Annotated in this window: 15 protein-coding genes; 4 read left to right on the top strand and 11 right to left on the bottom strand. The window is 71.8% G+C overall.

Going from position 1 to position 20,852, the window contains the following annotated elements:
- Positions 1-2 precede the first annotated feature (2 nt).
- On the bottom strand, positions 3-998 hold the full coding sequence (locus TBR22_RS16465; protein WP_239488937.1) for a serine/threonine-protein kinase: 996 nt from the start codon (positions 996-998) through the stop codon (positions 3-5).
- Between the two features lie 108 nt (positions 999-1,106).
- Between TBR22_RS16465 and TBR22_RS16460 the strand changes: the two genes are divergently transcribed.
- Complete coding sequence (locus TBR22_RS16460; RefSeq protein ID WP_239488936.1) at positions 1,107-1,856, top strand: 16S rRNA (uracil(1498)-N(3))-methyltransferase; 750 nt, start codon at positions 1,107-1,109, stop codon at positions 1,854-1,856.
- On the opposite strand, the gene TBR22_RS16455 is transcribed toward TBR22_RS16460, so the two are convergent.
- The 10 genes from TBR22_RS16455 to bshC all read right to left on the bottom strand — a co-directional run bounded on the left by TBR22_RS16455 (position 1,817) and on the right by bshC (position 14,175).
- A complete protein-coding gene (locus tag TBR22_RS16455) occupies positions 1,817-2,686 on the bottom strand; it encodes a 50S ribosomal protein L11 methyltransferase (RefSeq protein WP_239488935.1) in 870 nt (289 codons plus the stop codon). The two genes, TBR22_RS16460 and TBR22_RS16455, sit on opposite strands and share 40 nt — an antisense overlap.
- A 3-nt stretch (positions 2,687-2,689) precedes the next feature.
- Positions 2,690-3,838: a molecular chaperone DnaJ gene (dnaJ, locus tag TBR22_RS16450; RefSeq protein ID WP_239488934.1), complete on the bottom strand. Its 1,149-nt coding sequence runs from the start codon at positions 3,836-3,838 to the stop codon at positions 2,690-2,692.
- A complete protein-coding gene (grpE, locus tag TBR22_RS16445; RefSeq protein WP_239488933.1) occupies positions 3,831-4,358 on the bottom strand; it encodes a nucleotide exchange factor GrpE in 528 nt (175 codons plus the stop codon). The genes dnaJ and grpE overlap by 8 nt, the downstream gene beginning before the upstream one ends.
- A complete protein-coding gene (gene hrcA, locus TBR22_RS16440; RefSeq protein ID WP_239488932.1) occupies positions 4,355-5,449 on the bottom strand; it encodes a heat-inducible transcriptional repressor HrcA in 1,095 nt (364 codons plus the stop codon). Before hrcA ends, grpE begins: the two co-directional genes overlap by 4 nt.
- Before the next feature lie 63 nt (positions 5,450-5,512).
- The gene (locus TBR22_RS16435; protein ID WP_239488931.1) at positions 5,513-6,832 is read right to left on the bottom strand and encodes a 5'-deoxyadenosine deaminase; all 1,320 of its coding nucleotides are present in this window, start codon (positions 6,830-6,832) and stop codon (positions 5,513-5,515) included.
- A gap of 20 nt (positions 6,833-6,852) precedes the next feature.
- Positions 6,853-8,046 carry an aminotransferase class V-fold PLP-dependent enzyme gene (locus tag TBR22_RS16430; RefSeq protein WP_239488930.1) on the bottom strand — a complete coding sequence of 398 codons (1,194 nt, stop codon included), beginning with the start codon at positions 8,044-8,046 and terminating at the stop codon, positions 6,853-6,855.
- A 94-nt stretch (positions 8,047-8,140) separates the two neighbouring features.
- Positions 8,141-8,995 (bottom strand): XdhC family protein, encoded by an 855-nt coding sequence (locus tag TBR22_RS16425; RefSeq protein ID WP_239488929.1) that lies wholly within the window; start codon positions 8,993-8,995, stop codon positions 8,141-8,143.
- Positions 8,995-10,068, bottom strand: coding sequence for a peptidylprolyl isomerase (locus TBR22_RS26945; protein ID WP_370651351.1), 1,074 nt, complete (start codon positions 10,066-10,068; stop codon positions 8,995-8,997). The genes TBR22_RS16425 and TBR22_RS26945 overlap by 1 nt, the downstream gene beginning before the upstream one ends.
- A gap of 91 nt (positions 10,069-10,159) precedes the next feature.
- On the bottom strand, positions 10,160-12,547 hold the full coding sequence (locus tag TBR22_RS16410; protein WP_239488928.1) for a PBP1A family penicillin-binding protein: 2,388 nt from the start codon (positions 12,545-12,547) through the stop codon (positions 10,160-10,162).
- Positions 12,529-14,175, bottom strand: a complete 1,647-nt coding sequence (bshC, locus tag TBR22_RS16405) for a bacillithiol biosynthesis cysteine-adding enzyme BshC (protein ID WP_239488927.1) — start codon at positions 14,173-14,175, stop codon at positions 12,529-12,531. Before bshC ends, TBR22_RS16410 begins: the two co-directional genes overlap by 19 nt.
- A gap of 226 nt (positions 14,176-14,401) precedes the next feature.
- Between bshC and TBR22_RS16400 the strand changes: the two genes are divergently transcribed.
- From TBR22_RS16400 to carB, 3 genes are read left to right on the top strand one after another with little or no spacing between them, the layout of a single operon-like run.
- On the top strand, positions 14,402-16,399 hold the full coding sequence (locus TBR22_RS16400) for a PEGA domain-containing protein (protein WP_239488926.1): 1,998 nt from the start codon (positions 14,402-14,404) through the stop codon (positions 16,397-16,399).
- Positions 16,396-17,538 (top strand): glutamine-hydrolyzing carbamoyl-phosphate synthase small subunit, encoded by a 1,143-nt coding sequence (carA, locus tag TBR22_RS16395; protein ID WP_239488925.1) that lies wholly within the window; start codon positions 16,396-16,398, stop codon positions 17,536-17,538. The genes TBR22_RS16400 and carA overlap by 4 nt, the downstream gene beginning before the upstream one ends.
- A complete protein-coding gene (gene carB / locus TBR22_RS16390) occupies positions 17,539-20,790 on the top strand; it encodes a carbamoyl-phosphate synthase large subunit (protein WP_239488924.1) in 3,252 nt (1,083 codons plus the stop codon).
- Positions 20,791-20,852: the final 62 nt, after the last annotated feature.

Below are 20,852 nucleotides of genomic sequence, written 5' to 3'. Positions count from 1 at the left end.
AATTACTGCTGTTCCCCGCAGAAGGGGCACCGGGTCGCGAGGTTGTGCAGCGGCCGCCGGCAGTGCCAGCAGTTACGGGCGGCTTCGCGGTCCTGGTACTTCACCGCACGTGGCAGGGGAGGGGCGGCCGTCCGCGCCGGTCGCCCCGCGTCGTCGAGGCCGAGGTCGGCGATGGCGCGCGGTCCCGGCGTGCCCAGGATGACCGGCTTGGCGGCGAGCAGGTCGTCGAGCAGGTCCGCGGCACGCGTGTACCGGTCGGCCACCTGCGGCGCCAGGCACTTCATGATGATGTCGTTCAGGCGGCGCGGGATCGCGGGATTGCGCGATCGCGGCGGCGTCACCAGTTCACCGGTGAGCAGCTTGTGCAGCGCCGAGGGCGGCGGCGGGTCGTACGGCAACTCGCCGGTGAGCATCTGGTACATCGTGATGCCCACCGAGTACAGGTCCGACGCGAACACGGCCTTGCCCTGGAACTGCTCGGGCGCCATGAACGCCGGGCTGCCGATCACCGTCGTGCCGTGCGCGGCGATCTCCAGAAAGCGCGAGGTGCCGAAGTCGGCCACCTTGAGCATCCCGTTCTCGGAGACCAGCACGTTGGCCGGCCGCAGGTCGCGATGGATCACGCCCTGCTTGTGCGCGTGGTCGACGGCATTGCCGATCTGCACGGTGTAGTCGAGCGCCCGCGGCAGGTCGAGCGCACCTTCACGCTCCAGTACGCTCTCCAGCGTCTCGCCGGCGACGTACTCCATCACGATGAAGAAGACGTCGTCCTGCTTGTCGGCCGTCGTGATCGCGACGATGTTGGGGTGGTTGACGCTGGCCAGCAGGCGCGGCTCGCGGAGCAGCTCGGAGAAGTCGAGGCCCTGCCGGTGGGGCACCTTGATGGCCACCTGCTTGTCCAGCCAGGTGTCGCGCGCGAGGTAGACGGTGCCAAACCCGCCGCTTCCCAGTGGTGACAGGATGCGATACTTGCCGAGGGTCTGGCCCTTGAAGAGCATGCCGGGGCCTGAGTATACCCGCCTTCGCCAAGGCTTCGGCGGGCAAGTCCTCCCGGCTCTCGGCGTCGCCGCTTCGGCGGACGGGGGCCCTCAGCCTTTCACGACGCCGTGCCTCATCGCTTCTTCGCGCCGGACCTGACCCACGACGCACCGACGGTGGTGCTGCCACCCGGCGAGAGCCTGCACCTCGCGCGCGTGCTGCGGTTGCGCGAGGGCGACGCGGTGGAGGTGTTCGACGGCCGCGGCGCCCTGCATGCGGCGCGCGTCGAGCGCGTCGCACCCGGGGGAAGCGTGCTCGCCGTGCAGGGGGCCCGCGCGGCCGCCCCGGAGCCGCCCGCCCCGATCGTCATCGTGCAGGCGCTGCTCAAGGGCGACGCCATGGACGCGGTCGTCCGCGACGCGACGGTGCTCGGGGCCACGGCGATCCTGCCGGTCGTGAGCGCGCGCACCAACGTCCCGGCACGGGCCGCCGTTGCCGCCCACGAGCGCTGGCAGCGGGTCGCCGTCGCCGCGGCCAAGCAGTGCGGCCGCGCCGTGCTGCCGACGATCGCGGCGCCGTGCGAGCTGGCCGACGCGGTCGGCACGGCGCTGACGAACGTGCCCACGAGGCTCTGGCTCGCCGAGCCCGCCGTGTCGGGCGACCACGGCGGCGAGGTGCCGAGCCCGCCGCAGGCAACGGCGCTGGCGATCGGGCCCGAGGGCGGGTGGACGAACGAGGAAGTCGACGCCGCCCGTGCGGCGGGATGGCGTCCCTGGACGATGATGCCGGTGACGCTGCGGGCCGAGCACGTGGCGCTGGCGGCGCTCTCGGTGATCCGCTACGCCTGGGACGCGGCGCTGCGGCGGCGCATGACGTAAGCGATCCAGAACTCTTCTTCGTGGGTGGCCTCGACGTCGCAGTCGTCGAAGGCCTCGCGCACCCAGCGGGCCTCGTCCTCGGTGAAGCCGCTCAGCACGGCGCGGCCGCCGGGCGCCACCAGGCGCTGCACGCGCGCTCCCTGCTGGCGCAGGAGGGTGCCGGTGAGGTTGGCGCACACGACGTCGGCTGGCAGCAGGGCAGGGTCGTCGAGCCCGCGCACCTCGACTCGCACGGCGCCCGCCGGCACGGCGTTGCGACGCAGGGTGTCCTCGGCAGCCTCGACCGCGTCGGGATCGTTGTCGACGCCGACCGCCTCGGCCGCGCCCAGCTTCCATGCGGCCACGGCCAGCACGCCCGAGCCGGTGCCGACGTCGAGCACGCGCCGGCCGGCCAGGTCGAGCGCCTGCAGGGCGCGCAGGCACAGCCGCGTCGACTGGTGATGCCCCGTGCCGAAGCCGGTGGATGGCTCGATCTCGATCAGCAGGGCGTCGCCGAGGGCGTCAGGCGACGGCAGGTCCCACGGCGGCGCCACGACGACGCGGCCGACGCGCACGGCGGGCAGGTTGGCCTGCGAGCGGGCAGCCCAGCCCTCGTCGGGCACGTCCTCGGTGGTGATGGCGGCCTGCGCCAGCCACCCACGGGTGGCGAGCAGGTCGAGCGCCGCGTCGCGATCCGCTGCCGCAGTGAAGTGCAGCGACACCACGTCACCGTCCTCGTCGAGCGCCGAGGCGCCGCAGTCGTCGACGTCGAGCCACAACTGCTGCTGCCGCGCCTCGTCGAGCGGGGCGGCGAATGCGAGCCGGAGCACCGGCCAGGTTCTGGTGGACATGACTCAGCCGAACATGTCCTTGACGCGCTCGAAGAACGGCTTGTCCTCCTGCCCGCGATCGCGCGCGGCGGCATCGCCGGTGTCGGTGGGCAGCACGGCGCGCAGGGCCTCGAGCGCCTCGCGCACCTCGCGCGACGGCTTCTTGGGCACGTGCACGCCGACGATCACGTGCAGGTCGCCGTGGCCGCGGCCCGAGACGTTGGGCATGCCCTTGCCCCTGACGCGCAGGCTCGTGCCCGGCTGCGTGCCCTCGGGGATCTCGAGTGGGTGCGAGCCGTCGAGCGTCGGCACGTGCACGGTGCCGCCGAGCGCCAGCGTCGTGAACTGCACCGGCACCTCGCAGTGCAGGTCGTCGCCCTCGCGGTGGAAGAACGGGTGCTCGGCCACGTGGAACACGACGTACAGGTCGCCCTGCGGGCCGCCGCCCGTGCCGTGCTCGCCCTCGCCGCTCAGGCGCATGCGCTGCCCCGTGGCCACGCCAGCCGGGATGCGCACCGTGAGCTTGCGCTCGCGGGTGACGCGACCCGCGCCGCGGCAGGTGCCGCACGGCGACGCGATCACCCGGCCGGTGCCGCGGCAGGTGCCGCACGGCCGCGCCACGGTGAAGAAGCCCTGCTGGTAGCGCAACTGGCCCGAGCCGCTGCACTGGCTGCAGGTCTCGGGCGAGGTGCCCGCCGCCGCGCCCGATCCCTTGCAGGTCTCACACGTCTCCTCGCGCGGGATCTGCAGCTGCATCTCGTGGCCGCGCGCCGCCTGCTCGAAGGTGATCTCGAGGTCGTAACGCAGATCGGAGCCGCGCCGCGGCCCACCGCGACGACGACCGCCGCCGCCGAACAGGTCACCGAACCCGAACACGTCGCCGAGTCCGCCGAACAGGTCGCCGAAGTCGGCGAAGGTGCTCGGGTCGAACTGCGGGCCGCCCGCGCCCCCGACGCCGGCGTGCCCGAACCGGTCGTACGCCGCCCGCTTCTCCTTGTCGCCGAGCACGGCGAAGGCCTCGGCGGCCTCCTTGAACTTCTCCTCGGCCGTGTGGTCGCCCGGGTTGCGGTCGGGGTGGTACTGCAGCGCGAGCTTGCGGTAGGCGCTCTTGAGCTCCTTTTCGGTCGCGGTGCGCTCGACGCCGAGGACCTCGTAGTAGTCCCGCTTAGCCACGCGTGGCCACCTTCACCATCGACGGCCGCAGGAGGCGGTCGCCGAGGCGGTACCCGCGGCGCAGATCCTCGATCACCTCACCCTCGCGATGCGTGGCACTGACCTCCTGGCCGACCGCCTGGTGGACGTTCGGGTCGAAGTCGGCGCCGACCGCCTCGATGGGCACCACCTGCCGGCGCTTCAGCAACTCGAGGAACTGCTTGTGGATCAGTTCCAGGCCCTGCCGGTGGCTTGCCAGGACGGGTTCGCTGGAGGCCGTGGCTGCCGCCAGCGCGCGCTCCACGTCGTCGAGCACCGGCAGGAACTCGCCGAGGAGCTCGGACGCGAAGTGGTCGCCGAGTTCACGGCGCTCGCGATCCTGGCGCTTGCGGTAGTTGTCGAACTCGGCCTGCAGGCGGAGCAGGCGGTCGGCCGCCTCGTCGCGCTCCTTGCGGAGCACGTCGAGCTCGGTCGCGTCCCCCGCCTGGGCGGCGTCGTCGGGAGCGGCCTCGGCCGCGGGATGCACGTGCGTGTCGTTCATGAGGGGTCTCCGCCCGTCGTGTCGCCGATCAACACGCGCGTGACGGCGCGCGAGGCGCTGTCGACGGCGGCGATGGACCGGGAGTACCGCATGCGGGTCGGGCCGATCACGCCGATCATGCCCTGGCGCCCGCTGTCGGAATAGGTCGACGCGACGAGGCTCAGATTCTGCAGGCCGGGCTCGGTGTGCTCGGTGCCGATGACCACCGTGAGCCCCGGCCCGTCGAGGTATTCGCCGAGGATCTGCACGAGCCGGTGCTTCTCCTCCATCATCGCGAGCAGCGCCCGCAGGGTCGCCAACGGCACTCGCACATCGTCATTGCCGGCCGCCTCGAGCAGCGAGGAGGTGCCGTGGATGAAGACCTGGGTGCCGGTGGCGACCTCGCCGAGGGTCTCGGAGGCGAGCCGCAGGGCGCGGGCCAGCAACCGGTCGTACAGCGCGCGTTCCTCCTGCAGCCGCTCGAGGATGCGCTCGCGCACCTCGGCGACGGGCAGGCCGGCGAACTCGGCGTTCAGGTAGTTGGCCGCCTGGGTGAGCTCGGAGGGCTGGGCCGGGTCGGGCAGTTCCACCACCTTGTGGGTCACGTGCCCCGAGCCCGACACCACCACGACCAGCACGCGCCGCGCGTCGAGGGCGACAAGGTCGACGTGCTTGAGCGTCGCCTCCTGCTGGCCCGGCGTGATGGCGAAGCCCATGTGGTGGGAGGCGCGCGAGAGCTCCTGCGAGACGTTCTCCAGCAACTCGCCCATCCCGCCGGCCTTGCGCAACCGGCCCTCGAGCTCGCTGACCGCCCGCGACGGGCGTCGGCTGTGCAACAGCAGGTCGACGTAGAACCGATAGCCCTGATCGGTGGGGATGCGACCGGCCGAGGTGTGCGGCTGGCGCACGAAGCCGAGTTCCTCGAGCCGGCCCAGCACGTTGCGCACGGTGGCCGACGAGACGTCGAGGCCGCTTTCGCGGGCCAGCCACAGCGACGACACGGGCTCGCCGTGCTCGATGTACGCACGGACGAGGGTCGCCAGGAGGCGCTGGTAGCGCTCCGGCACATCCGCCGGCAGCGCGCTCGATCGAGAGGAGTTCGAGTTCGCCATTAGCAGTCGTGGGGAGAGAGTGCCAACTCGCCCCTGATTATAGCCGAGAGGTCGGGCCGCGCCTCACAGGCCGGCCCGGGCGAACAGGCGGCTGGCCTCGATGCGGGCGTCGTGGGCCAGGGCCTGCGGGTCGATCCGCTGGTGGATCCCCTCCCGCACCAGCACCTCGCCGTCGACCATCGTCAGGCGCACGTCGCTGCCCCGACTGGCGTAAACGAGGGTCGAGTACGGGTCGGCCGACGGCGCCACGAGCGGGCCGCTCACGTCGACCGCCACCAGGTCGGCGCGGAAGCCGGCGGCCACCTGCCCGATCTCCTCCTCGAGTCCGAGCGTGGCCGCGCCGGCGCGGGTCGCCATCCAGACGACGTCGCGGGCCGGCAACGCCCCGGGCCCCAGCCGTACCGCCTGCAGCGTCGCGGCCAGGCGCATCTCGTCGAACATGTCCAGCCGGTTGTTGCAGGCCGCGCCGTCGGCGCCCAGCGACACGGTGATGCCCCGCGCCCGCATCTCCGTGACCGGCGCCAGCCCCGACCCGAGCTTCAGGTTGCTCCCGGGGCAGTGCATCACCTTGACGTCGCGCTCGGCCAGCAGCGCCTGCTCCTGCTCGTCGACCCACACGCAGTGCGCCGCGCACAGGCGCGGCGTCGCCAGGCCCGTGTCCGCGAGGTAGGCCAGGTTGCCCATGCCGGCGATGGCACGCACCACGGCGATCTCGTCGCGCTGCTCGGAGGCGTGCGTGTGCACGATCATCCGGTGCGCGTCCGACACGGCGGCCGTCGCCTCGAGCAACTCGCGCGTGCAGGAGACCGCGAAGCGCGGCGCCAGCGCCACCCGGATGCGCCCACCGGCGGCGCCATCGAAGGCGGCGCGGAGGCGCAGCGCCTCGTCGATGGCCAACGACACCGGCTGCTTGAGGCGAGCCGGCGCGGCATCGTCACGGTCCATGAGGCACTTGCCCACCGTGGCTCGCAGGCCGCTGGCTGCCAGCGTCTCGAGGACGGCGTGCGTGTCGTGCACGGTCTCCATCGTCAGCACGCTCGTGGTGCCGGTCCGCAGCAGCTCGTGGACGGCCAGGCTGGTGCTCACGCGTAGCGAGGCCTCGTCGTGCGCCGCCTCCATCGGCCACACGCGCTGCCGCAACCACGCCAGAAGGGCGAGGTCGTCGGCCGCCCCCCGGAACAGCGTCTGGCACAGGTGGACATGCGTCTGCACGAAACCGGGCAGCAGGAGGCAGCCCGAGACGTCAATGGTCGGCACGCCGGGCGGTTCGGCGCCTCCGACCTGCGTGATCAGCCCGTCGCGCACGACGACCGGCCCCTCGATCACGTCGAGGGTGTCGTTCATCGTGAGGACCGTGGCGCCCCGCAGGACGAGTGAGGACATGAGGGGAATGACGACGGCCGTCAGCGCACGGCGGCGCGCTTCAGAATCGCGTCGGCGAGCCGCTCCATGTCGTCCATGTCGTTGTAGACCTGTGCCGAGATGCGGGCCCGCAACTGGCCGCGATAGGCGTGCACCGGGATCTCGATGCCGTCCTCGAGGAGCAGCGCATCCCGGAGCCGCAGCGCGTCGTCGCGCGTCGTGCCGAGCGAGGCAGGCAGCGTCACGGTGGCCATCGTGCCGATCATCGACTCGGGCGTGGTGAACGCCGTGCCCCAGCGTTCCGACACGTGGTGCGCCGCCTGCCATGCCAGGTCGTGGTTGTACGCGCGCACCGCCTCGGTGCCCAACTCCTCGAACAGGGCGATCGCGGCCGGTGCGGCCAGGTGCGCCGACGGGTCGCGCGTGCCCGGCAGGTCGAAGGTCGTGGTGAATCCGAGGTCGAGCCCCCAGGAGATGACTGCCGGGTGCAACGACGCCTGACGCTCGGGAGCCGCCCACAGGATGCCGCTGCTGCGCGGCACCCACATCCACTTGTGCAGGTTGGCCACGTACCAGTCGGCGCCGATGGCGGCGATGTCCACGGCGATGGCGCCGGGCGCGTGGGCGCCGTCGACCATGACGGCCACGCCCTTGTCGTGCAGGCGCGCGACGATGTCGGCGACGGGCAGCACGAGGGCACTGTCGGCCGCGATGTGGTCGACCACGGCCAGTCGCGTGCGCGGTCCTGCCGCCTCGACGATCGCGTCGGCGATGCCCTCGGGCGTGAACGGCCAGGGCATGGTCGCCGTCGTGACGTGGGCGCCCTTCTCCCGGGTGGCGAAGCGCGCCACCGCCGCGATGCCGCCGTATCCCAGGTCCGTGATGAGCAGCTCGTCGCCGGGCTCGAAGGGGAAGGACCGCAACACGGCGTTGGCGCCGGTCGTGATGTTGTCGACGAACACGAGGTCGTCGGCCTGCGCGCCCAGGAAGGCGCCGACCTGGCCGGCCGCGACGCGCAGGCGCGGTGTCTCCTCCCGCGGGCAGCCGACCGAGGTGGCCGGTGCGTGCAGCTCACGCAACAGGAACCGGCTGGGCTGTCGCTCGATCTCGTCGCGGATGGCCTGCTGCGCGGCCAGCACGCGCGACGGCGTGACGCCGACGGTGCCGTGATTGAGGTAGGTGATCGACGGGTCGAGCGGGAACTCGGAGAGGAACGCGCGGCCGAAAGCAGGCATACAGCCTACAGCCTACAGCCTGCAGCCTACGGACTACAGCCTACCGCCGGCAGCCCACAGCCGACGGCCTGCAGCCTGCTGTCCCCGGTTGCCGTCACCGGATGGCGGGCGGGCGCCACTGCATCGGCCTGGCGGCGCGTGCCTGGTCGGCCTCGTCGGCCGACGTGCGCGGCTGCAGCCGTCCGCGACGATGCGCGATCAGCTCGGCGACGATGCTGACCGCGATCTCCTCGGGCGACACGGCGCCGAGGTCGAGCCCGATGGGCGCATGCACCCGCGCCATGCGCGACGCGTCGTCGCCGTCCTCCGCGAGCCGGGCGCAGAGGCGAGCGATCTTGGCGCGGCTGCCGATCAGTCCGACGTACGCAGTGTCGCGGTCGAGCGCGGCGCGCAGGGCGTCGAGGTCCTCGCGGTGCCCGCGCGTGACGATCACCAGGTAATCGCGGGGGCCGATGTCGGCGGTCCGCAGCCAGGCGGGTATGTCGGCGACATCCACGCGCTCGGCGGTGGGGAAGCGCGCCGGGTCGGCAAACGAGGCCCGATCGTCGACGACCACCACGCGGAAGCCGACGTTGGCGGCCAGGTGGGCCGTGTGGTAGCCGACATGACCCGCCCCGATGATGCACACCCGGGGCGTCGGGGCGATCGGGTCGATGAACACGTCCATCTGGCCTCCGCAGATGAGCCCCTGCTCCTCGGCGAAGTCGTCGTTGAGGTCGTAGTGGGCGAGGGTCGGACGCCCGGTCTGGAGGGCCAGCCGGGCCTTGCCCAACGCGTCCTGTTCGTAGCACCCGCCGCCGATCGTGCCCAGCGTGCGGCCGTCCTCGTGGACGAGCATGCGGGCGCCGACGCGCTGCGGCGTCGAGCCCTGCGCCCGGACGATGGTGACCAGGGCCACCGCCTCGCCGCGCGCGAGGGCCAGGTCGATGGCCCCGAACAGGCTGGTCATCACATCAGGACGTCGACCTTGGCCTTGGCCTTGAGCTGCTGCACGAACTCCTGTGCGAGCTGCTGCTGCTTCTGCTGACGCAGGGCCTGCGCGATGCGATCGCTGACCTCGGCCAGGGGCACCGTGCGGGCCGGACGGTGCTCGGCGGACTTGATGATGTGGTAGCCGAACTCCGACTCCACCACGCCGCTCACCTCACCGGCCTTGAGGGCGAACGCGGCGTCCTCGAACGGCTTGACCATCTGGCCGCGCGGGAAGAAGCCCAGGTCGCCGCCGTTGGCCGCGCTGCCGTCGTTGGAGTGCTGCTTGGCGAGGGCCGCGAAGTCGGCGCCGCCCTTGATCTGGCGCAGCAGATCCTCGGCCTTGGTCTTGGCCGCGGCCTTGGCCTCGGGCGTGTCCGCCTTCAGCAGGATGTGGCTGGCGCGGACCGACTCCGGCTGCATGAAGAACTGCGGGTTCTTCTTGTAGAAGTCGGCGATGTCGGCCTCGGTCACCGCGGCCTTGGGCTCGACCTCGGCGGTGAGCAGCTTGTCGACCGCGAGACGCTGCCGGGCCTCGGCGCGCAGGTCGGCCTCGGTCATCTTGCGCGACGCCAGGGCCTTGGCGAACGCCTCGGCGTTGGGCGCCTGCTTCTTCATCTGGTCGATGCCGGCGTTGATCTCGGCATCGGTCGCCTTGATGTTGCGCGCCGCCGCCTCCTGCTCGAGCAACCGCATCTCGACGAGCTGGTCGAGGATGCCGCGGTAGATCTCGCTCCGGCGCTCGGCGGGCACCTGCTGTCCGGCGTTGGCCTCGAGGTTGCGGACGGCCTTCTCGAGGTCGGCCGCCGGGATGTCGGCGCCGTTGACGCGGGCGACGACCGTGGGCAGTTGCGCGGGAACCGGCTTGACCGGCGGCGCCGCGGGCTGCCCGGGTTGGCCCGGCTGGCCGGGCTGGCCCGCAGGTGCACCGGGTGCGGCGGCCGGCTGGGCGGCGGCGTCCGCCGGCGCCTGGTTGGCGGCGGCCTTGGATTCGGTGCGATTGCAGGCGACGCCCATCGAGAGGGCGAGGAGGACGGGAACGACGTACTTCAAAGGGCAACCTCGGGGAAAGACAGACGCAACAGTATACGGGAACCGGGAACCGGGCACCGGGCGTCGGGCACCCGCCGTGCCCCTGGGGGCATCACGGGACTGGGGACGCCTGTGGCTGTGACGACGGGACGGGCGCGGTGGCCGGCACCTGGAGGAGTTGGGGACCCGTGAGGCTGCCCCCCGGCACGCCCAGGTGCGTGTAGCAGAGGGTCTGCGGCTCGGTCCCCACCAGGAACGCCTCGTTGTACGGCTTGTCGCAGAACGGGCCGGCGCGACCGCCGGTGTCCTTGTCGATCTCGACGAAGGTCACGCCGTCCGGGACCGCGAACGGTCGATTCGGGTGGCCGGCCAGCGCCCGCTTCATGAAGGCCGTCCAGATGGGCAGCGCGGCCTGAGAGCCGCTCAGGCCGACGGGCGTGTTGTCGTCGAGGCCCACCCAGACCACCGTCAGCAGTTCGGGTGTGAAGCCGACGAACCAGGCGTCGCGCAGGTCGTTGGTCGTGCCGCTCTTGCCGGCCGCGTCGAGCGCGAAGCCGGCGGCGCGGGCGGCTGCCCCGGTGCCCTCGTTCAGGACGCTGCGCATCATGTTGGTGACCAGGAAGGTCGGCGCCGGCTGCGCGACGTGCCGCGGCCGCGCCGTTTCCGGCGTTGGTATCGTCGCGCCGTCCACCTCGAGGCGCGCGATCGCCTTGAGGGGACGCACTTCCCCGAGGTTCGGGAAGATCGTGTAGGCCTCGGCCATGTCGAGCGGGGTCGCTTCGAACACGCCGAGGGCGATCGACGGATAGGCGCGCGCCGTGAATCCGGGCTTGATGCTCCGCCAGAGCGAGGCAATCGTCTGGTAGCCGGTCAACTCCGCCATCTGGATCGTCGCCAGGTTGCGCGAGCGGGCCAGGGCGCGGCGGGCCGTGATGAGCCCGTCGTTGGTGCCGTCGTAGTTGTGCGGCGCCCACTCCTGGCCGTTCACCAGGAACGTCGCCGGCTCGTCGGACAGCACGGTGGCCGGCGTGAGGTCGGTGCGGCCCTCGCGCAGGGCCATGTCGTAGGCGGCGAGGAACACGAACGGCTTGAAGGTCGACCCGGGCTGCCGCTTGGCGGTGGTGGCGCGGTTGTACTGCGATCGCTGGTAGGAGCGACCGCCCACCATTGCCAGGATCTCGCCGGTCCGCGGGTCCACCGCCACGAGCGCGGCCTGCAGGGGGCCGCGCGACTTGCCCTTCCTGGCAAAGCGCGCCTCGATGTCGGCCACGCCCGTGGCCACCACGTCCTGCGCGAGGCGTTGCAGGTGCAGGTCGAGCGTGGTGTGTACCTCGATGCGGGTGGCCGAGGCGCGGAGCTCGACGAGCTCGCCGATCAACTGCGCCACGTGGTCGACGAAGTACGGCGCCTCGGCATCGACCGTGCCGGCGGCGGTGACCAGCGGCGTCCCGATCGCCGTCTCGGCTTCGGCGCGCGACACGTAGCCGGCCTCGGCCATCGCGCGCAGCACCACGTCGCGGCGCTCGCGCGCCCGCTCCGGGTGGCGCGTCGGCGAGTAGGCGGCCGGCGACTGGATGATCCCGGCCAGCATGGCGGCCTCGGCCAGCGTGACGTTGCTCACGTCCTTGCCGAAGTAGAGGTGCGCGCCCTCGGCCATGCCGTGCACCGAGAACGAGCCGCGCTGGCCGAGGTACACGTCGTTGAGGTAGAGCTCGAGAATCTCGTCCTTGGTGAGCCGACGCTCCAGCACCAGCGACATCACCTGCTCGCGAAGCTTGCGGGTGTAGGTCTTCTCCGGCGTCAGGAACGAGTTCTTGACCAGTTGCTGCGTGAGCGTGCTGCCGCCGACCAGGTACGGCTTGTCGCCGCGCAGGTTGGTGACGATGGCCCCGAGGGTGCGGATGACGTCGACGCCGGGGTGCGAGTAGAAGCGCCGGTCCTCGATGGCCAGCACCGCCTGCACCACCGACCTGGGCAACTGCGCGAGCGGGAGCTGGCGTTGTCGTCCACGGCCGCCCGGGGCCACTGCCGTCAGCAGCGGCGCCTCGAGCTCCACGGCCTCCGCCTCGCCGGCCCGCGCGAGCACCAGCGCGCCGACGTGGCTCGCCTTGCCCGAGGCGTCGGGCGCGAGCGTCACGCGCACCAGCTGGCCCTCCGCCGTGCCGCCGCGCGGCACCAGCCGCACCTCGGCGCCCGAGATATCGAACTCGCCCGGCTCGTCGGCCCGCGCCTTCCGGGTGTAGCCGAGGTCGTCGAGGCGGTCGTCGAGTTCCTGCGCCGTGAGGGCCTGGCCACGGCGGAGCACGAAGGGCCGTGCATAGACGCGCGGGGCGACGCGATCGTGCAGGCCCGAGAGGCGCGCGTCCACCTCGACGGCGACGCTGCGGTACAGGTAGACGAAGGTGCCGGCCAGGACCAGCAACGGGCCGAGCAGGACCGCGAGGAGGATGCGGGGCCAGCGCCGCCGTCGGCGCCTCCGCGTCAGAGCTGGAGGAGCCAATGCTTGCCGCCCTCGGTGGGCAGGCACTCGTACAACCGGGGCACGAGCGCCGGGCCGAACCGGTTCATGAACCAGGCCAGGCAGACCACACGTTCCTGCGGGTGCCCGCCGGGGAACGCGAGGTGCTGCGCATGCGCGAACTGGCGCCGCAGCGTGTCGTGGCGACGCTTGGCCGCCGTGATGACCTTGGTGTGCAGCGCCCGGACTTCGTGGCTGAGGCGCCCCTGCGACGACTTCACCGCGCCTTCGAGCGTCGGGTCGAGCGCCGGCACCTCCGCGGCGAGGACCGCGATGCGTTCGTCGATGGCACGCGCCAGATCCTGCAGGGCCTGCTCCAGCGACGGCGGCAACTGCGCCTCGAGCCACTGGTTCAACACGTGCTCGTCCTGCGCCTGCAGGGACTTCAGCTCGAGCGAGGTCCGCGCCAGGAAGCGCTGGGCCGCCGAATCGAGCACCGTGCCCGTCGCGCGCGGCACGATGAGCGGCATCGGCGTCTCGTGGAAGGCGTAGACGTCCTTCAGTTGCCCGAGGTAGGCCAGTTCCGAGGGCCCCGCCACGTAGGCGATGGTCGGCAGCAAGGTGTCCTGCACGACGGCGCGCAGCAGCACGTTGGGGCTGAAGCGCTCGGGATGGGCGGCTGCGTCCTGTCGCAGCGCGTCGGCGTCGACCGCCGTGTCGCCGACGAAGAACTGGCCGTCGCGGTACTTGATGGGAATCCGGCCGTCCGCCATGGAGAACAGGGCGGTCCCGTCCGGTTGTGCGAGGACCTGGGCGTGATAGCCGGCGGCGATGAGGGCCTGTCCGGCGTCGGTGGCCAGTTGCCGGGTGTGCCCAGGGTGAGCCAGCACGCGCTGGAAGATGGCGCTGGCCAGCGGCTTGGCCGCCGGATCGCTGCCGTCGAAGACGATGACGCCCAGCGGACCGAGCAGGAGGTCGAGCAGGTGCCCGAACGCGTCGGCCATGCCCGTGCCGGGCTGGTAACACTGTCGCAGCTGCGCGATCGTCTCGTCGGTGAACTCGGTGCGGGGCAGCAGCGTCTCGAGCTCGTCGAGGACGCGCGTGATGTCCTCGGTGAGGTGCACCTGTCCGACCGGGACGTGCCCGTCGCCCTCGATGCCGCCGACCGTCAGCTTGTGCACCTGCAGCTCGGCGTCGAGCACCCAGGCCGAGGCGACTTCTTCCCAGTCGTGGTCCTCGGCGTGGTTCCAGAAGACCGTCACGCAGGGCACGCCGTACGTCGCCTCGATGTCGGCGGCCAGGCGCGCGGCCGTGAGTCCCTTCATCAGGGTGTAGAGCGGACCGCCGAACAGGCCCGCCTGCTGGCCGGTCACGATGGCGACCGCGCGAGGGTCGGCCAACTTGCGCGCCGCGGCGCGTGCCTGATCGGGCGCCCGGCGCTGCTCCAACTGCCGCTCGAGCACGGCGACCATGCGGTCCCGCTCACGGGGATGCGCTTGCGCGCGGGCGATCGCGACCCGCCAGGCCTCGGGGTCGGCCGGGTCGCCGGCGTAGAAGCGGGCGAGCGGTTCGTGACGGTAGGTGTAGTCGAGGCTCAGGCGCGAACCCGACCACTGTCGCAGGTCGATGCCCTGAGGCTGAGCGGCCTGCGTGGTCGAGTCTGGGAGCACAGGAGGTCCACTGTCGCAAAGGGCCACACGGGTGTCAAGGCACGGCCGGGTCGGTGGCCCTCGCCCCTTGCTATAATGCAGCCTTGTCTGCCCGCGCGAGCCCTCGCGCAGGAGAGTCCCTGCCCTGACCCACGACCCCTCGTCCCTGTTCCAGCCGCCTGAGGAGGTCGGACCGTTCCGCGTCCGGCGTGTCCTCGCGTCCGGGACGCTGGGGCCGCGGCTGCTCGTGGAGGACGAACGCGGACGCCTGCAGGTCCTCAAGCTGATCACCGAGATCGCCGGCGACGGTCCGCAACTGGCCGAGCACCTCGAACGGGTCCGGCTGGCGCTGCCGCAACATCCGGCGCTCCTGCCCCTGACCGAGGTGGGGCTCAGCCCCGAGGGCGTCTACCTGACCTCGCCGGTCGTGACGGCGCCGACCGTCGAGGGACGCCTGCGCGGCGGCCGCCAGAGCCTCGAGGCGACCTTGCCGTGGCTGCGCGCCATCACCGCCGGCATGCAGGCAGCGCACGACGCGGGCGTCTGGCACGGCGCCATCCATCCGCGCGACGTCCTGATCACCGACGAGGGCGGCATGCTGACCGGCGTCGGGGTGGCGCCGGTCCTCGAGTCCCTCGACATGCAGGCCCCGGTTCGCGTCCCCTTCACCGCGCCGGAGCGCGCGTCGGGCCGCCCCTGGGACGCGCGCGCCGACCAGTACTCGCTGGCCATGCTGGCTCTCGACGCCCTGTCGGGCCGTCGCCTCATCGCCGGGACGATCCCCGCCTTCGATCGGTGGACCCTGGCCGAGACGCCCACCGAGGACGCGCGCCTCCACGACGTCTTCGTGCGTGCGCTGCACCCCGATCCCGACCAGCGATTCGCCTCCGTCGAGGCCTGGCTGCTGGCGCTGGCCGGCGACCAGGCGCCGGCAGAGGCCGGTGCGCTCTCGCGGTTCGCCCGGGAAGGCGTGATCCTCGCCACGCCGGCCGTGGATTCCTCCCGCGACATCGCGGTCCAGCCCATCGAGGACCCGGAGGGCGTGGCCCTGTCGCTGTTCCCGGAGGAAGAGGACACCGCGCTGGCTGCCGTCGAGGAGCCTGCGGGCGCCGAGGTGGTCCCGACCGCCGAGGAGGAGCCCGAGCAGGAGTGGCTGGTGGCCGACGTGCCCGCCGAGGCGCAGGATCAGGACCCGCTCGTCCTCAGGTCTTCCGCAGGGCCCGCCGAGGAGCCGCCCAACGCCGCCGCGCCGACGTGGCGGCTCGACGACCACGACACCAGCGATGCCACCCTGCCGGCCTGGACCCCGGAACCGGCCGACGCGCCGTCGCGACGCGTCTGGCTGCTGCTTGCGGTGGTGCTCGCGGTGGTCGCCGCCGGCTATGGCACGTGGCGCAGCCTGCAGGCGCCGCCAACGACCGCCCCCACGACGGCTACGGCGCCCCCGCCGGATGAGGCGGCGCCATCGCCGCGCCCTGCGCCTGACCCACGGGCCGGGGCCGTGACCCCGCCGGCCGCGTCGCGCCCGCCGACGGTGCCGCAGGCGCCGGTGATGCCCCGTGGGGACTCGCCCCGGACCGAGGCGGCGCGTCCGGCCCGGCCGGCAACCGCACTTCCGCCACCGAGCGCCGCCCCGCCGGCCGCGGCGCCTGCGGTGGCGACCGGCCGCGTGCTGATCCGGTCGTCTCCTTCGGGAGAAGTCAGGGTCAACGGGGAACTCCGGGGCGAGACCCCCGTGGTGCTGCGCGACCTGCCGCTCGGACCCTACACCGTCTCGATCACGCGCCCGGGGTTCGAGCCCGTCGAGCGCCAGGTCGTGCTGGCCGTCGGCCAACCCGTGGCCTCGCTCTCGGTCGATCTCGTGCGCCAGGCGGCATCGGCCGCGCCGCCGGCCGGTTCGGGGGCCGCGCCGTCGCGGCCCGCCACCCCGCCCGCGCCGGCCCCCACCTCGTCGACGGCGCAAGGCACCGGGGCGGTGCCGCCGGCCCGAGCGCCCGCGACCAGCCCCGACCCCGAGGCGCCGCGCACGGGTGGCATCTTCGTCGTGTCGACGCCGACGCAGGCGCGGCTGACGATCGACGGCCAGTACTACGGCAGCACGCCCGCGGCAGTGCCCGGGCTCACGCAGGGGGCGCACACGGTTCGCGTGGAGGCGCCGGGATTCAAGCCCTGGGAGGGGCGGGTGGCCGTCATCGGCGGCACCCGCGTCCGGGTACAGGCCACGTTGCAGCAGGAACAGGAATGAAAGCGCTACTCGCACTCGAGAATGGCCAGGTCTTCGAAGGCGTGGCCGCCGGCGCCACGGGGGAGACCAGTGGCGAAGTCGTCTTCAACACGAGCCTGACCGGCTATCAGGAGGTCCTCACCGATCCCTCGTACGCCGGTCAGATCGTCACGATGACGGCCCCCCTCATCGGCAACTACGGCGTGTCCCCCGAGGACATGGAGTCGCGCGCGCCGCAGGTGGCCGGCTTCGTGATGCGCGAGGAGTCGCGCGTGGCGAGCAACTGGCGCTCCGAGTCGACGCTGAAGGAGTACCTGACGCGCCACGACATCGTCGCGATCTCCGACATCGACACGCGAGCGCTCACGCGGGTGCTGCGCTCGTCGGGCGTGATGCGCGGGGTGATCGCGACCGGGGCAGGGGTGCGGGGCGAGGATCTGGTGGAGAAGGCGCGGAGCGCCCGCCAGATGGCCGGGCTCGACCTGGTCAAGGACGTCACGTGTGCCGCGCCGTTCGACTGGAAGCCGACCGAGGAGCCTGGCGCCACCGTCGCGCGCGACCTGATCCTCGAGCCGCAGCGGCGTGCGGGCCGTCGCCTCAAGGTGGCCGCCTACGACCTCGGCATGAAGTACAACATCCTGCGTCGCTTCGCCGAGCACGGCATCGACGTGCGCGTGTACCCGGCGACGACGCCGGCGGGCGAGCTGCTCAAGGACGCCCCTGACGGCGTGTTCTTCAGCAACGGCCCCGGCGACCCGGCGGCGCTCCCGTACGTGGTCGACAACGCGAAGGCCCTCGCGGCCGCCGACGTGCCCGTGTTCGGGATCTGCCTCGGCCACCAGGTGCTCGCGCAGGCGCTCGGCGCCCGCACGTTCAAGCTGAAGTTCGGCCACCGCGGCACCAACCATCCGGTCAAGCACGTGGCGTCGGGCGCGGTGGAGATCACCTCGCAGAACCACGGCTTCGCGGTCGACCCGGAGAGCATCCCGGCCGATGTCGAGGTGACGCACGTGAACCTGTACGACCACACGGTGGAGGGGCTCAAGCACAGGACGCGGCCCATCTTCTGCGTGCAGTACCACCCCGAGGCGGCGCCGGGGCCCCACGACGCCGACTACCTGTTCCGCGAGTTCCTCGACGCCATGGAGGCGCGCGCCTAGATGCCCCGCCGTACCGACATCTCCCGCGTGCTCGTCATCGGTTCCGGCCCGATCGTCATCGGCCAGGCCTGCGAGTTCGACTATTCCGGCACCCAGGCGTGCAAGGCGCTCCGCAGCGAGGGCCTCGAGGTCGTCCTGATCAACAGCAATCCGGCGACGATCATGACCGACCCGGAGCTGGCCGACCGCACGTACGTCGAGCCGCTCACCGTCGAGATGGTCGAGCAGGTGATCATCCGCGAGAAGCCCGACGCGCTCCTGCCGACCGTCGGCGGGCAGACGGCGCTGAACCTCGCGGTGGCGCTGGCCAAGGCCGGCATCCTCGAGAAGCACGGCGTGAAGCTGATCGGCGCGCAGATCGACGCCATCGAGCTCGCCGAGGACCGCCTGAAGTTCAAGGACGCGATGAAGGAGATCGGCATCCCCGTGCCGATCTCCGCCGTCGTCCACTCGCTCGAGCAGGCGCTCGAGTGCATCGCGGAGGTCGGCTTCCCGGCGATCATCCGCCCGTCGTTCACGATGGGCGGCGTCGGCGGCGGCATCGCCTACAACCTCGAGGAGTACCGCGAGATCTGCGAGCGCGGCATCAGCCTGAGCCCGGTCCACGAGATCCTCGTGGAGCAGTCGGTGATCGGCTGGAAGGAGTACGAGCTCGAGGTGATGCGCGACCACGCCGACAACTTCGTGGTCATCTGCTCGATCGAGAACGTCGATGCGATGGGCGTGCACACCGGCGACTCCATCACGGTGGCGCCGGCCATCACGCTGTCGGACCGCGAGTACCACCGCCTGCGCGACGCGGCGCGGCGGATCATCCGGCGGGTCGGCGTCGAGACCGGCGGCAGCAACATCCAGTTCGCCGTCAATCCGGCCAACGGCGACTACATCGTCATCGAGATGAACCCGCGCGTGTCGCGCAGCTCGGCGCTCGCGTCCAAGGCCACCGGCTTCCCGATCGCGAAGATCGCCGCCAAGCTGGCGCTCGGCTACACGCTGGACGAGATCCCCAACGACATCACGCGGGTGACCCCGGCGTCCTTCGAGCCGACGATCGACTACATCGTCTGCAAGATCCCGCGCTGGGCGTTCGAGAAGTTCCCGACCGCCGACGCGACGCTCACCACGCAGATGAAGTCGGTGGGCGAGGCGATGGCCATCGGGCGGACGTTCAAGGAAGCGTTCCTCAAGGGCATCCGCTCGCTGGAGCTGGCCAGCAACGGCGCGTCGCTGTTCGGCCAGCCGGTCGACGACGACGAGGAGAAGGTGGAGGCGCTGCGCCGGTCGCTGGTGATCCCGAACGACCGCCGCATGTGGTCGATCTTCCGCGCGCTCGAGCGCGGCTGGACGGTCGCCCAGGTGCACGAGCTCACGCACATCGACCCGTGGTTCCTCGAGCAGTTCCAGGAGCTGGTCGAGCTCGGGAAGATGGCCCGCGACATCGGCCTGCGCAACATGTCGGAGGACCTGCTGCGGACCCTCAAGCGCAACGGCTTCGGCGATCGCGACATCGCGCGGCTCTGCGACGTCAACGAAGGCGCGGTGCGGGAGAAGCGCGAGGAGCTCGGCCTGCGCAACGTCTACAAGCGCATCGACACCTGCGCCGCGGAGTTCGAGTCGTTCACGCCGTACCTGTACGGCACGTTCGAGCGCGAGTGCGAGGCCGAGCCGACGCCTCGCAAGAAGGTCGTCATCCTGGGCAGCGGTCCGAACCGCATCGGCCAGGGCATCGAGTTCGACTACTGCTGCTGCCACGCCGCCTTCGCGGCCCGCGACGAGGGCTTCGAGACGGTGATGGTCAACTGCAACCCGGAGACGGTGTCGACCGACTACGACACGGTCGACCGCCTGTACTTCGAGCCGCTCACGCTCGAGGACGTGCTGGCGGTGATCGAGCGCGAGAAGTCGGCCGGCGGCGAGGTGTCGTGCGTCGTCCAGTTCGGGGGCCAGACGCCGCTGAAGCTGGCGCTGGCGCTGCAGGAGGCGGGCGTGCGGATCATCGGCACGTCCCCCGACTCGATCGACCTGGCCGAGGATCGCGAGCGCTTCTCGCAGCTGCTCTGGGACCTCGGGATTCCGCAGCCGGCCAACGGCATGGCGGCCAGCCGCGACGAGGCCCGCGAGGTGGCGGCGCGCATCGGCTACCCGGTGGTCGTGCGCCCGTCGTACGTGCTCGGTGGCCGGGCGATGGCCATCGTCTACGACGCCGGCACCCTCGACAACTACATGGCCAACGCCGTGGACGTGTCGCCGGAGAAGCCGATCCTCATCGACCGCTTCCTCGAGGACGCCTTCGAGCTCGACGTGGACGCCGTGGCCGACGGCCAGGGGGGCGTCGTCATCGGCGGCGTGATGGAGCACATCGAGGAGGCGGGCATCCACTCGGGTGACAGTTCCTGCGTGGTGCCGACCTACCTGGTCGCCGAGAAGCACCTCGAGACGATCAAGGACTACACGCGCCGCATCGCCCGGGCGCTGAACGTGATCGGCCTGATGAACGCGCAGTTCGCGATCAAGGACGACACGGTCTACGTGCTCGAGGTGAACCCGCGCGCCTCGCGGACGGTGCCGTACCTGTCCAAGGCGACCGGCGTGCCGCTGGCCAAGGTCGCCGCCAGGGTGATGACCGGCAAGTCGCTGGCCGACCTGGGCCTGGTGCAGGACCTCGGCGTGACCGGCGTGTTCGTCAAGGCGCCGGTGTTCCCGTTCGTGCGGTTCCCGGGTGTCGACACGATCCTCGGACCCGAGATGAAGAGCACGGGCGAGGTGATGGGCGGCGCGGCGACCTTCGGCACCGCCTTCGCCAAGGCGCAGATCGCCGCCGGCCAGAAGCTCCCGCTCGAGGGCGCGGCGTTCATCAGCGTCAACAACGACGACAAGGCCAACGTCGTGCCGATCGCCCGCGACCTGGCCGCGCTCGGCTTCAGGCTGGTGGCGACGCGTGGCACGGCCGCGTACCTGCGCGCCCACGGCCTCGACGTCGAGGTGGTCTACAAGATCAACGAGGGGCGCCCGCACGTCGGCGACCGCATCGTCAACAAGCAGATCCAGCTGGTCATCAACACGCCGCTCGGGCGCGAGTCGTTCTTCGACGACCGGAGCGTGCGTCGCGTGGCCATGATGCAGGGCGTGCCCTGCATCACCACCCTCACCGGCGGCGCCGCCACGGTGAGCGCCATCAGGGCACTGCGCGAACAGGGCCTCGACGTGCGCTCGCTGCAGGAGTACCACGGCACGGTGGCCACCACGGTCTGACGTCGCGTCGGCAGCGCCCGACACCCACGGCCGACACTTACGCACGAGGCGCCTCCGCACGG

The organism is Luteitalea sp. TBR-22 (assembly GCF_016865485.1).
Lineage (GTDB): Bacteria > Acidobacteriota > Vicinamibacteria > Vicinamibacterales > Vicinamibacteraceae > Luteitalea.
This window is presented reverse-complemented; position numbering and strand designations above follow the sequence as displayed.

Coding starts and splice junctions, on each gene's coding strand:
- TBR22_RS16465 (WP_239488937.1), bottom strand. CDS start 998: ATGCTCTTCAAGGGCCAGACCCTCGGCAAGTATCGCATCCTGTCACCA.
- TBR22_RS16455 (WP_239488935.1), bottom strand. CDS start 2,686: ATGTCCACCAGAACCTGGCCGGTGCTCCGGCTCGCATTCGCCGCCCCG.
- grpE (WP_239488933.1), bottom strand. CDS start 4,358: ATGAACGACACGCACGTGCATCCCGCGGCCGAGGCCGCTCCCGACGAC.
- hrcA (WP_239488932.1), bottom strand. CDS start 5,449: ATGGCGAACTCGAACTCCTCTCGATCGAGCGCGCTGCCGGCGGATGTG.
- TBR22_RS16435 (WP_239488931.1), bottom strand. CDS start 6,832: ATGTCCTCACTCGTCCTGCGGGGCGCCACGGTCCTCACGATGAACGAC.
- TBR22_RS16430 (WP_239488930.1), bottom strand. CDS start 8,046: ATGCCTGCTTTCGGCCGCGCGTTCCTCTCCGAGTTCCCGCTCGACCCG.
- TBR22_RS16425 (WP_239488929.1), bottom strand. CDS start 8,995: ATGACCAGCCTGTTCGGGGCCATCGACCTGGCCCTCGCGCGCGGCGAG.
- carA (WP_239488925.1), top strand. CDS start 16,396: ATGAAAGCGCTACTCGCACTCGAGAATGGCCAGGTCTTCGAAGGCGTG.
- carB (WP_239488924.1), top strand. CDS start 17,539: ATGCCCCGCCGTACCGACATCTCCCGCGTGCTCGTCATCGGTTCCGGC.